Here is an 11780-nt window from a genome sequence, read left to right on the forward strand (position 1 = left end):
CTCTCCATTGCCAATAAATTTTCAACCGAATCCTAGATCAACTAATTAGAACCATGATACGACAAAATACTACTTTATGCAACGACAGCACTCATTCTATCTATGTGAGATGATCGTGGAGCACACGGGCTGTAATATTCGAATGGGATGTATGCCAGATAGCCTCTCCGTCCTTGATTAAAATGGCCTGCGGCGATTCATGCTTCACCTGAAGCCTGTCCGCAGCCTCATTGGACACCGGCCGATCTTCTACTACATAAATGATACCGTATTCAATATTTTCGTCGGGAGCGCCTTGCAAATAGGACTCCACTTCCTGATATGCGCCTGCACTTATCGGACAACGTGTGCTATGTTTAAAGAGAAGCAACGGCTTGTCTGATGACGCTTCCAGAGCCGTATTTAATTGTTGAACAGTAGTCATTTTCGTCATCGTCGCCATTGGATATACATTCCTTTCTGTGTCTTGTCGTATGGCCTATTCACATCGTAACAAAAAGAACATGTAAAATCCAATGGTGACCATGAAAATTTTCATATTTTTTAGTTTTTTGTATTCGTAAATACCGATTCACTGGTAAAACCGGATAATTGAACCAATCTTTTCTCTACATCATTCATCCAATCTTCATCTCCCAGACTTCTCGCATAGCGATAAAGATCCAGCAAGAGATTAATTCGAAGCTCCATTCGCTCCTCCAAAGCGGATTGCCAATCCACATTGGGATTGTCCGCTTCCTCCAGCACAAGCTTGCGAATAATTTCTGCCAATTCATTGTTGCGCGCAAAAGATATTCTTCGTGCCGTAGGCTTGTTCCCTAGACTTTGTAAGAGTTCCTTGATGTCCTTCGTCACATGCTGCAAAACCTCACTGGAAAAGCATGACGGGCATGAGAATACGGGGACGTGCAAAATTTCAACCTTGCTCGCATATATTACCTTTCTCAGTTCCAGTCCCATCGGTTTGCCACATTGGCATTGCTTATGCATTTAACCACCTCATTACGTAGGATCAAACTATATGAGGATCTCATCAGAATCCAGATATATCTATCTACTAGTCTATAAAAGTTTTGTTAACTCTATTAAATCTATCATACCTTGTTTTATTTCGACTTTGGGACCTCAAATCCTTCCACAGATTGCAGCTATGAACAAATTACCAAAGCTTTGGCGGGTCAGAAAATGACGATAATTGCTGTCAAAGAGCAGACTACTATCTTGAGAATCTGCGAAGGAATGGACTTCGGGCGTTCTTTTTCTTAAGATGTAAAAGTACAGATTACAAAACAAAGGTGTCATCATGTGACGCACGAAAGGATGGTTGGATGTCAAGACTTGCCGGAAAAAAGGTTATCGCCCTGGTAGATGAGGAATTCGAGGATCTGGAATTATGGTACCCGGTGTACCGCGTGCGTGAAGAAGGCGCAGAAGTACATTTAGCCGGTGCTGAAAAGGGTAGAAAATATATTGGAAAATATGGCGTACCTGCTGAAGCAGAATATGCCTTTGAGGAATTGAATAGCAACGATTACGACGGGATTCTTGTCCCTGGCGGTTGGGCACCTGATAAACTGCGCCGCTATCCCAAGGTCATTCAACTCGTACAGGAGTTTCATGCCGCTCATAAACCGATCGGACAAATCTGCCATGCAGGTTGGGTACTGATTTCTGCTAAAATTTTGGATGGTGTTACGGTAACCTCCACACCAGGTATCCGTGATGATATGGAAAATGCAGGAGCTATCTGGAAGGATGAGGCTGTTGTGACGGACGGACATATTGTATCCGCTCGTCGACCGCCCGATCTTCCACCTTACGGAAAAGCATTCTGCGATTTGTTAGCAGATAACGCCCAGAAATAAGACATTAAGTCCTGACATTAAGTCCTAACACTCAGGGCTTGAATAACCTTATCTACGGCCATATGGAGTCAGGGTAATTGCTAATTATGAATTGTCCGTGATCACAAGAGGCTGCTTAACAATATGAGAAAAAAGCACCTTCAAAACCACTTTATTCATGGTTTTGAAGGTGCTTTTTCGTCCAACCCATGCTCTCCATTGAGGGCTGCAGCAGCAGACTCAACAGACGGGGTTTTGGCTTCTCCTGATGTGAAGGCTGTGCGAAGCATTGCGGACATTAAATATTACTGCCCCCCAGGCCCGGCCGGAGTGCAGCTGACATTAGCTGCACTCAGCTTGTCTTCGATCGCTGCACCAGTGGACATGCCAAAGCAAGCTCGAGCGACCGTCGTTGCCTCAGATGCAGTCGTATTCAGCACACGATGCTTGACCCGCAATAAAGATTGGGGGGACATGCTAAGCTGATGTATCCCCAGTTCCAGCCAAAGCGGAACGGACCGTTCATCTCCAGCCATCTCACCACATACACTCACATCAATTCCTGCTTGATGTGCCGCTTGTGCAGTCATGCGCAGCATACGAAGCACAGCTGGATGGTATGGATGGTACATATGTGCAATCTGCTCGTTCATACGGTCTACAGCCAGCACATACTGAACCAGATCATTCGTTCCGATACTAAAAAAATCCGTTTCAGCCGCTAATAGATCAGCGATCATCGCCGCAGCCGGTACCTCAATCATAATCCCTCGCGGAATTTTAGGATTATAGGCAAGCCCTCTTGCATCCAAATCCGCCATAGCCTCCTTCAAGAGAGCATCTGCCTGGCGGACTTCCTCCACGGATGAAATCATCGGATACATTACCTTGATATTTCCCGTTGCACTGGCTCGCAAAATTGCAGTCAACTGGGTTTTAAATAATTCCTTCCAATCCAGACTGATCCGTATAGCACGGTAGCCTAGAAAAGGATTCTCTTCCTCTGGTAGTTGAAGATAGTCCAACGGCTTATCTCCGCCGATATCCAATGTACGGATGACTACGGAGTGGCTCCCCGCCTTTTCCGCTATCAGTCGATATACTCCATACTGTTCCTCTTCATCTGGAGCAGATTTGCGATCCATGTATAAAAATTCCGTGCGAAACAGCCCCACACCTTGAGCACCATGCTTCAAAGCCGCCTCCAGCTCTTTAACGGAACTAATATTGGCCGCCAGCCTCAGTGTGGTTCCATCCTTGGTTACGGCTTCTACAGAAGCAAGTACCTGAAGCTGCTCTTTTCTGCGTCGTTGCTCGTCGCGCAAGATTGTATAATGGTCAGTTACAGATTTCTCCGGATTCACATAAACCTTGCCCAGGTCTCCGTCCACAACCATCATATCTCCGGTCTGAACGGGCAAATTCAGATTGCTCTCCAGTCCTGAAACGAGTGGAATACCAAGCGCGCGGGCCATGATCGCAGAATGCGATGTTTTACCACCATTCATAGTCACAATCCCTAACACATAGCTAGGATTCAAGTGTGCCGATTGGGAGGGTGAGAGCTCCTTGGCTACCAGAATATAGGGCTGTGTGTCCTTGGGAAGAGTCACTTCCGGTGCACCCAGCAAATGCTTGAGCAGTCGGTTCCCCACATCCTTGATGTCGATTGCCCGCTCCTTCATATATTCATCATCCAGTAAATCAAACATCGTCACAAAATGATCAATGGCTTCCTTTACAGCCACCTCGGCCGCCTTGTACTGACGCTCAATAATTCCGCGAATTTCGTTCATGAATTCCGGATCTTCCAATATCGCAAGATGAGCATCAAAAATGCTGGATTCCTCCGGCCCCACCATCTCTCGAAACTCATCCTTAATAAACTGGATTTCACTTTTGGATGTACGTATCCCTTCATACAACCGTTCAAATTCCTTCGCAAGATCTACCGCATCCATTTTTTGATCAGGTAAATCCCACTCCCAGCTCGGCAGGACAAATGCCTTCCCGATTGCCACACCTGCTGCGGCGCCGATGCCTTCTATCATGTTTCTACCCCTCCAACATTCCTGTCATGCAGCACAACGGACATTACCGAGGCCTGACCTTTTTTCACTGTTTTAAACGGAGCAAAGCTCCACGACTTGACGCGATCCGGATTCGTGATGACCATAGGAGTCACCAGCGATGGAGCTTGCTCTCGCAGCGCCTGCAAATCAAATTTGATCAGCAGTTGCCCCGGTTCCACCGTATCGCCTGCTTCTACCATAGCAGTAAAATTCCCTTTTAGCTGTGAAGTATCAATCCCGATGTGAAGCAGAACCTCAAGTCCCTCTCGTGTGGAGATGCCTAAAGCGTGCATAGTCGGATACAGGTGCATCACAGTACCATACACCGGAGACACAAGTTCACCGCGTTCAGGAACAAAAGCAACACCGTCCCCGACCAGCTTCGTCGCAAAAATTTTGTCAGGCACTTCATGAATCGGTAGCATTTTTCCATGTACAGGAGCATTGAACAAAATTTGAGGGAGATCACGCTCCATCAGCTTCGCAATTTCCTCACGAATCAGTTCTGAATACGTTCCAAATACGACCTGCAAATTCCCCCCGCCCAGATTGATGAGACCAGCCGATCCCAAAGCCTTCATCGCTCCGGTATCAATCAGCCTGTCATTGTGAACGGTCAGCCGCAAACGTGTGATGCAGGCCTCCACCTGCACAATATTTTCCTTCCCACCGAGTGCTTCCAAAATAAGCGGAGCACTGTAAGGAATATTGCCGGCCCAATCCTCCAGAACCGAACCTTCCTCGCGGCCAGGAGTTGGAATACGGAATCGCCGGATAGCCCATCGAAACAGGACATAATACACAAGCCCGTACGCCACTCCCACTGGAATTAACAACCAGGCGTTATGTGATAGATGAAAATTAAGGACATAATCTATAAAACCCGCCGAATAGGAAAATCCGTGATGAATGTCCAGCTCAAAGGTAAGCCACATAGCCAGCCCAGACATGACCGCATGAACGAGGAACAAATAAGGAGCAGCAAACAAAAAGGCAAACTCGATCTGTTCCGACACTCCAGTAAAAAAGCAGACAAGCGCAGCCGTCAAAAACGTTTTTTGCACCTTTGGCTTCAAATCTTCACGTGCTTCCTGAATGATCGCCAGCGCAATGGCAGGGATCGCAAACATCATAATGGGGAACAACCCGGACATGAAATAGCCCGCTGTCGGATCGCCAGCAAAAAACCGGGGTAAATCTCCCTGCACAACGTTGCCAGACGGCGTTTTATATGTACCCAGTTGAAACCAAAATATATTATTAAGCAGATGGTGGAGACCAAAGGCAGCCAGCAGCCGATATAGAATACCGTAAATAAACAGTCCAAAGCCGCCCAAGCTCGATTCCAGACCTACTATAAATTGCAGTCCTCTCTGAATGAGTGGAGCAATAATCAGCATGAGTCCTGCAAACACAGCGGAGAACAGGCCAATAAGCAGCAGAACAAATCGGGTACCCCCAAAAAACTGAAGCACCTCGGGCAACTTAATGCTTTTGAAGCGATTATAGGCTACCCCTGAAATGACCCCCAAAATGATACCAATGAGCGTCGCCGGTTGAATGAGTCCGTTTCCAAATCTCAATGTAACCTGATCATATATAGCCATACCAGCCAATGCTGCCAGTCCCGCCTGACCTGCCTGATTCGACATACCAAGTGCAACACCAACCGCAAACAGATACGGCAAAAAATAAAAAATCCCGTGTCCCGCCGCATTTGCCATATCAGACACCATAGGGAATCCCCATGTGGACCAAGGAAGGCTGCCGAGACTTAGCAATATTGCAGCGGCTGGTAGCACCATCGTCGGGAGCATGACAGCACGACCGAGCTGTTGTAAGGATCCGAGCCAATTCATGGCATTCCTCTCCTTTCTATCCATGATGGTAAGCCGAATAAATACTTTTGTCAAAGCAATGATTCTGTCTGCCAAAAATATTTTTTTACGCTTCTACAGGTCAAAATAACTTTATCACTACAACAGATAACACTAATGAATTCATCTAAACCATTTCATAATCAAGGCATACATACATTATATGGATTCCTGAAAGTATAATATACTGTACCATAGTTCTCATTTCGCACCAAAAACCTTCACCCCTGTGAAGCAAGGGAAGAAGGTTTTTCTTCATGTGCGTATAGCTTGGGTCACAGATCCATGGTTATCCTTTACGTACAGCTTGGGTCACTGAGTCCTCCACCTTAATGCAACGATCCATAATAACCGTCATTCCATTCTCCTGCGCAATGTCAGCGGCTTCCTGGCTTATAATTCCCTGTTGAAGCCACAAAATCTTGGCTCCAATAGCGGCTGCTTCACGCGCAACCTCTGCACAGTATTCACTGCGACGGAATACATTGACCAGCTCGACAGGCTCAGGTACTTCATCAAGACTGGCATAGCAAGTCTCCCCAAGAATCGTTTGCCCTGCCGCCGCAGGATTAACCGGAATAATCCGGTATCCCCGCTTCTGCATGGCATAAGAAACCATATAAGAGGTTCGATCTGATTTATCAGACAAACCAACAACCGCAATATTGCCTACTTGTTCCAAAATAGTTTTAATCTCTTCCCTCGACGGGTTTTCAAAAGCCATTCTGTCCCCTCCTGTTCAAAAATCGCTTGCCTTTATTTTACCCATTCTACAGAAGCACCAAGCGTCGTCAGATGGTCAAAATACTGCGGATACGATTTGGCGACATGATGCGCATCCTTGATCACTAGCGGCTTCTGTGCGCGCAAACCTACAATCGTCAAGGCCATAATAACACGGTGATCAAAATGCGCGTTAATTTCCACGCCCCCTTCGACACCCTCCGGCCTGCCATGAACGATAATTTCCGCTTGGCGTTCTTCTACCCGAGCTCCAGCCTTCGTCAGCTCATTCAAATAATCGGTAATGCGGTCACATTCCTTATACCGTAAATTCTCCACGTTATAAAAACGGGACGTACCTTCAGCAAATACAGCCGCAGCCACCATTGCGAGCACAGCGTCTGTCGCGGCGTCACCGTCAAACTCGACGGCCTTCAATCGGCCATTGCCCTTCACAACAACGGTATCGTTCTCATGCGTCAGTGGCACTTCCATCATGCGCAGCACATCTACAATAGCACGTTCTCCCTGTTTGCTCTGCTCTTTTAGACGATGGATAGTAACATCGGAATTCGTTACTGCAGCCGCCGCTAGCACCGCTGCACTCCCTGGATAATCTCCCTGTACAGTATACGTCCGTGGCTGATATGATTGCCGCCCCGGGACACGGAAAGACATGTAATCATCGCTTGCATGAATGATAATACCGGCCTCTTGCAATACCTCCAGGGTCTGCCCAATGACCACCTTGGATTTCAAATCATGCAGCACTTCGATTTCACTGTCTTCCTCCAGTAAAGGCGTAAGGAATAACAGAGCGCTCAAATATTGTGAGCTAACCGAGCCGGACACCTGAATCTTACCGCCCTTCGCCTGTCCACCCTGAATACGAATGGGCAACTTACCTTCGCGATGTTCTACCTTCACACCCAGTTGCCCCAGTGCATCGATTAGATCATCATGTGGTCTTTTACCCAATGAGTCGGGATATGTATTAACAAATGTAACATCCGGACAAAGGGAAGCAATTCCCATCAAAAAACGGAGTACCGCTCCTGCATTTCCCACATTTAATTCCTTCACAGCTTGAGGATGGCTACCAAAACCTGTAATAACTATTTTTTCATCATCCTCTTCCAGCACTGCACCCAGATCGGCGATACAGCGACGCATAGCATCACTATCTTCACTATGCGCTGGATAATAAATAGTGCTTTGTCCATCCGCAAGTGCCGCTGTGAGCAGATAACGAGTAGTGTAGTTCTTGGAGGACAAGGCCCCGATCTCTCCCTGCAAGGAAGGGGTAGGTCTAACGATAACATCCATAATGTACATTGCTCCTTTTCGGTTCAAACCATCCTATTTTACGTTAATTATACAAGTTGTAGCATTCATTTCTCCACCCCAAAAAATAAGGAATATTAATCTAGGTCGTCCGAGTTTAATCCGTCGGTTGATTCGTCTCTAATCCGTTTTTAGGATTAGGCCAATTGACAGCTTAGAGAATGCTTAGCTATCATACATAGAGAGTGTGATGTTTTGCACACGTCAAAAACACACGTAGCACCCATTTTACACCAGAAAAGAGGTCCAGCCATGACGCAAATCGCCCTGATTGAACCTTCTGAGCTTCGCGCACGCCTGCAAGCAGGAGAGCAATTGCAATTGATCGACGTCCGCGAGGCGGAAGAAGTAGCGGAAGGCATGATTGAAGGTGCCAAGCACATTCCGCTCGGACAGCTTCCGGGCCGTCTTGAGGAAATTGAACGCACCGGTGAAATCATCTTTATTTGCCGGAGCGGTTATCGCAGTGAACGAGCCTGCGAATATCTGCAGCAGCTAGGTTATGAAGGCTGTACTAACATGACCGGTGGCATGCTGCAATGGTCACAGGAGCAGTAAAAAAGCTACTCAACAAAAGAGACGGGAACTTCCCGTCTCTTTTGTTTTAGCTCAAAGCTTAGACGCGGTAATGCATTAAAATATTCTGTTTCTATCATACCATAGCGTCAAAAGATTACACAATCCTCTACCGCCATCAAAATCGAACCCATAATTACAAATCAAAAAAACGGAAGCTTCTTCTACCCGAAGGGCAAAAAAGCTTCCGTTGTATTACATACCGCTATCCTTGATATCCGTCAGTTCATTAGAACCATTGATGATGGAATACGCCTTCTTTGTCCACACGTTTGAACGTATGTGCACCGAAGTAGTCACGTTGCGCTTGCAGCAGATTTGCTGGCAAACGCTCAGTGCGGTAGCTGTCATAGTATGCAAGCGCGCTGGAGAAGCCAGGCACTGGAATACCTTGAGATACAGCCACAGAAATCACTTGACGCCATGCGTTTTGATACGTTTCTACTACGTTTTTAAAGTAAGAATCCAGCAACAGGTTTTTCAGGGCAGGATCACGATCATATGCATCCTTGATGTTTTGCAGGAATTGCGAACGGATAATGCAACCGCCGCGGAAGATCATAGCGATTTTTCCGTATTTCAAATCCCAATCATATTCATCGGAAGCTGCACGCATTTGAGCGAAACCTTGAGCATAAGACACAATTTTACTTGCAAACAGTGCTTTACGTACGCTTTCGATAAATTCTTTTTTGTCGCCGCTGAAGGACTCAACATTAGGACCGCTCAGCACTTTGCTTGCCGCAATGCGCTCGTCCTTCATAGCAGACAAGAAGCGGGAGAATACGGATTCGGTAATCATGGACAATGGCACACCCAGATCCAGCGCGCTTTGGCTTGTCCATTTACCTGTACCTTTTTGACCTGCAGCATCCAAGATAACATCTACCATTGGCTTGCCTGTTTCAGGATCATACTGGGAGAAGATGTCAGCTGTAATTTCGATCAGGTAGCTGTCCAGTTCCCCTTTGTTCCATTCCGTGAAGATTTCATGAAGCTCTTCCGCATTCACGTTCAGGACTGATTTCAACAGATGATAAGCTTCACCGATCAATTGCATGTCGCCGTACTCGATACCGTTATGCACCATTTTTACATAGTGACCAGCACCGTCGGGACCGATATATGTACAGCATGGGTCGCCTTCCACTTTAGCAGAGATTGCCGTCAGAATCGGCTCTACCAGTTTGTAGGCACTTTCTTGTCCACCCGGCATGATGGCAGGACCATTCAAGGCACCTTCTTCACCACCGGATACGCCTGTACCAATAAAGCGAAGTCCTTTTTCCTCCAGCTCCTTGCTGCGGCGCTGTGTATCAGGGAAGTAGGCATTGCCTCCGTCTATAATAATGTCGCCCTTGTCCAGATGAGGCACAAGCTGTTCAATCGTGGCATCTGTAGCTTTACCAGCTTGAACCATGATCAGGATTTTACGGGGTGATTCCAGTGAGTTCACAAATTCTTCAATGGAGAAAGTACCTGTCAGTTTTTTACCTTCTGCTTCTTTGATAAGATCGTGCGTTTTTTCTGGAGAGCGGTTAAAAACCGAGACGGTAAAGCCTCTACTCTCAATATTAAGGGCCAAATTCTTACCCATTACCGCCAGGCCGATCACACCAATTTGCTGTTTTGCCATCTGGTTCCTCATCCTTTGCAACATATTTTGTATTCTATATCGCCGCTTTACCGCATTACACTTTATGTGAATCGGAACACGTGCACTTCTATTTTAACGTTTTTGGTGTCAGAAGTGAACCCCTGTCTATTCGCAGATCAAAACACCCCATTTACATGAGGTGTTCAGATGTACTACGCTTCCATCATCAACAGTTGGTGGGATAGCGTTTGCAGGCGTTCATGGCAATTCCCGATTTTAGCCGTATCTCCCTCTGTCATCGCTGTGAACAGCTTCTCCAATTCATCGTCCACTTCAATTTTGAGCAGCAGCAGCCGGGTTTCTCCTTCATTGGAAGCGTACATATCCTCCATTTCCTGTGCTGACAGCACCGGTCCCTTCTGATAAATGACACGCTGCTTAAAGCCAGTAACTTCGACCAGACGAATGACCTCACCGAACAAAATATTTTCTACCAAAATATGATGATCCTTGACTCTTTTGACAATGGCATGACCTCGGGTGCTTCCAATCAGCTTCTCCAACCACTCAGCCAGCTTGGCATCGCGGATTACATAATCTCCAGCCAACTTGTAGTGTCCTGTGCGCAATTGTTGAAAACGGAGCTTCACCAGCTTGCGCCCGGTTCTCACCGACAAAACCAGGTACGACTCATCCTCGCTCCAGTACAGCGAATACCCTTCCGATATCAAATCCTTGATCAGATTATGGATATGCCGACGGCTAAACCGGAGCTCTAGATTGCAATATTCTACCTCACAGCCCTTGTTCACGGCATTCCCTCCTTTTTCAAGTCCGATTCAAGAAGTCCGGCTACAGCAAGCCTGCGGCTTTCCCGCTTGATCTTCCCTTGCTCTATTTTATACTTCATTTTATGTAAGGGTACTTGGTTATTGACCTATTTTTATGAGTAACAGCGCACAATCCTACTTTTGCCTTATATGCTTGTTTCAAACCTGGTCTAAAGTCGGCCAAGCCCGTTGGCATTATGCTATAATCGGACATATTACGCCACACGATATGGCTTAACCCAGTTACAGGAGGAAAAGGAATGACATTTAGTGGATTTACTACAAAGGACTTTGATGTTTTTGAAATACCGGGGTTGGAGCCTCGTATGGAGGTGCTAATTCAGCAGGTTCGGCCCAAGCTGGAGGCGATTGGCGAGGAATTAGCCCCATTTCTGACGGACTTATGTGGGGAGCCTATGCACGTTCACGTTGCCAAGCATGCACGACGCAAAGTCAATCCCCCCAAAGATACTTGGGTAGCCTGGGCGGCAAATAAGCGCGGATATAAGGCGTTTCCGCATTTTGAGGTAGGTATGTTCGCTTCACATCTATTCGTCATTTTCGCAATTATTTATGAAAGTCCGAATAAGGCTACATTTGCCCAAGCGCTCGAAGCCAACCTGAGCGATGTGCGTTCTAACCTACCGGATCATTTTTACTGGTCCATGGATCATATGTCTCCAGAAGGAACGGAACAGCAACACATGGATAATGAAGATTTTCAAACGATCATCCACAAGCTGCAGCAGGTAAAAAAAGCGGAGGTCATGTGTGGAATCCGTATTGACCGGGAAGATCCACTCGCCAGCGACGGAGCTGCGTTACTACAGGCGGTGCGTTCCACCTTTGAGCATTTGCTGCCGCTGTATCGAATGGCTTTCCCGAAAGAGTAGCCCCCGAGCGCTTTAAGGATGCTG

At 46.8% G+C, this 11780-nt stretch carries 12 protein-coding genes; 3 read left to right on the forward strand and 9 right to left on the reverse strand.

Features of this window, described 5'->3' with window-relative positions:
* Positions 1–100: 100 nt before the first annotated feature.
* On the reverse strand, positions 101–442 hold the full coding sequence (gene ytxJ / locus AC6EJC_RS03370) for a bacillithiol system redox-active protein YtxJ (protein ID WP_444952732.1): 342 nt from the start codon (positions 440–442) through the stop codon (positions 101–103).
* Between the two features lie 101 nt (positions 443–543).
* Entirely contained in the window at positions 544–990 is a 447-nt protein-coding gene (locus AC6EJC_RS03375) for a hypothetical protein (RefSeq protein WP_444952733.1), read from the reverse strand.
* Positions 991–1328: 338 nt separating this feature from the next.
* Here AC6EJC_RS03375 and AC6EJC_RS03380 point away from each other — a divergent pair, with 338 nt between their 5' ends.
* Entirely contained in the window at positions 1329–1865 is a 537-nt protein-coding gene (locus tag AC6EJC_RS03380) for a type 1 glutamine amidotransferase domain-containing protein (protein ID WP_444952734.1), read from the forward strand.
* Between the two features lie 155 nt (positions 1866–2020).
* On the opposite strand, the gene AC6EJC_RS03385 is transcribed toward AC6EJC_RS03380, so the two are convergent.
* From AC6EJC_RS03385 to aroA, 5 genes are all read right to left on the reverse strand, one after another.
* Positions 2021–2143: a hypothetical protein gene (locus tag AC6EJC_RS03385; protein WP_444952735.1), complete on the reverse strand. Its 123-nt coding sequence runs from the start codon at positions 2141–2143 to the stop codon at positions 2021–2023.
* Between the two features lie 6 nt (positions 2144–2149).
* Entirely contained in the window at positions 2150–3895 is a 1746-nt protein-coding gene (ptsP, locus tag AC6EJC_RS03390) for a phosphoenolpyruvate--protein phosphotransferase (protein WP_444952736.1), read from the reverse strand.
* Positions 3892–5775, reverse strand: coding sequence for a glucose PTS transporter subunit IIA (locus AC6EJC_RS03395; protein WP_023989337.1), 1884 nt, complete (start codon positions 5773–5775; stop codon positions 3892–3894). Before AC6EJC_RS03395 ends, ptsP begins: the two co-directional genes overlap by 4 nt.
* A gap of 307 nt (positions 5776–6082) precedes the next feature.
* Positions 6083–6517 carry a CoA-binding protein gene (locus AC6EJC_RS03400; protein WP_444952737.1) on the reverse strand — a complete coding sequence of 145 codons (435 nt, stop codon included), beginning with the start codon at positions 6515–6517 and terminating at the stop codon, positions 6083–6085.
* A gap of 32 nt (positions 6518–6549) precedes the next feature.
* Positions 6550–7842, reverse strand: coding sequence for a 3-phosphoshikimate 1-carboxyvinyltransferase (aroA, locus tag AC6EJC_RS03405; protein ID WP_444952738.1), 1293 nt, complete (start codon positions 7840–7842; stop codon positions 6550–6552).
* Between the two features lie 270 nt (positions 7843–8112).
* On the opposite strand from aroA, the gene AC6EJC_RS03410 reads away from it, so the two are divergent.
* Positions 8113–8418 (forward strand): rhodanese-like domain-containing protein, encoded by a 306-nt coding sequence (locus tag AC6EJC_RS03410; protein ID WP_010345522.1) that lies wholly within the window; start codon positions 8113–8115, stop codon positions 8416–8418.
* Positions 8419–8665: 247 nt separating this feature from the next.
* Here AC6EJC_RS03410 and gnd read toward each other — a convergent pair whose 3' ends face one another.
* Positions 8666–10072 carry an NADP-dependent phosphogluconate dehydrogenase gene (gene gnd / locus AC6EJC_RS03415; RefSeq protein ID WP_444952739.1) on the reverse strand — a complete coding sequence of 469 codons (1407 nt, stop codon included), beginning with the start codon at positions 10070–10072 and terminating at the stop codon, positions 8666–8668.
* 173 nt (positions 10073–10245) lie between these two features.
* The gene (locus AC6EJC_RS03420; RefSeq protein WP_444952740.1) at positions 10246–10845 is read right to left on the reverse strand and encodes a YkzI domain-containing protein; all 600 of its coding nucleotides are present in this window, start codon (positions 10843–10845) and stop codon (positions 10246–10248) included.
* A gap of 278 nt (positions 10846–11123) precedes the next feature.
* On the opposite strand from AC6EJC_RS03420, the gene AC6EJC_RS03425 reads away from it, so the two are divergent.
* A complete protein-coding gene (locus AC6EJC_RS03425; protein ID WP_444952741.1) occupies positions 11124–11756 on the forward strand; it encodes a YktB family protein in 633 nt (210 codons plus the stop codon).
* Positions 11757–11780: the final 24 nt, after the last annotated feature.

This window comes from Paenibacillus sp. TY11, from assembly GCF_059772165.1.

Coding starts and splice junctions, on each gene's coding strand:
- aroA (WP_444952738.1), bottom strand. CDS start 7,842: ATGGATGTTATCGTTAGACCTACCCCTTCCTTGCAGGGAGAGATCGGG.
- gnd (WP_444952739.1), bottom strand. CDS start 10,072: ATGGCAAAACAGCAAATTGGTGTGATCGGCCTGGCGGTAATGGGTAAG.
- AC6EJC_RS03380 (WP_444952734.1), top strand. CDS start 1,329: ATGTCAAGACTTGCCGGAAAAAAGGTTATCGCCCTGGTAGATGAGGAA.
- AC6EJC_RS03375 (WP_444952733.1), bottom strand. CDS start 990: ATGCATAAGCAATGCCAATGTGGCAAACCGATGGGACTGGAACTGAGA.
- AC6EJC_RS03400 (WP_444952737.1), bottom strand. CDS start 6,517: ATGGCTTTTGAAAACCCGTCGAGGGAAGAGATTAAAACTATTTTGGAA.
- ytxJ (WP_444952732.1), bottom strand. CDS start 442: ATGGCGACGATGACGAAAATGACTACTGTTCAACAATTAAATACGGCT.
- AC6EJC_RS03425 (WP_444952741.1), top strand. CDS start 11,124: ATGACATTTAGTGGATTTACTACAAAGGACTTTGATGTTTTTGAAATA.
- AC6EJC_RS03410 (WP_010345522.1), top strand. CDS start 8,113: ATGACGCAAATCGCCCTGATTGAACCTTCTGAGCTTCGCGCACGCCTG.
- AC6EJC_RS03385 (WP_444952735.1), bottom strand. CDS start 2,143: ATGTCCGCAATGCTTCGCACAGCCTTCACATCAGGAGAAGCCAAAACC.
- ptsP (WP_444952736.1), bottom strand. CDS start 3,895: ATGATAGAAGGCATCGGCGCCGCAGCAGGTGTGGCAATCGGGAAGGCA.
- AC6EJC_RS03395 (WP_023989337.1), bottom strand. CDS start 5,775: ATGAATTGGCTCGGATCCTTACAACAGCTCGGTCGTGCTGTCATGCTC.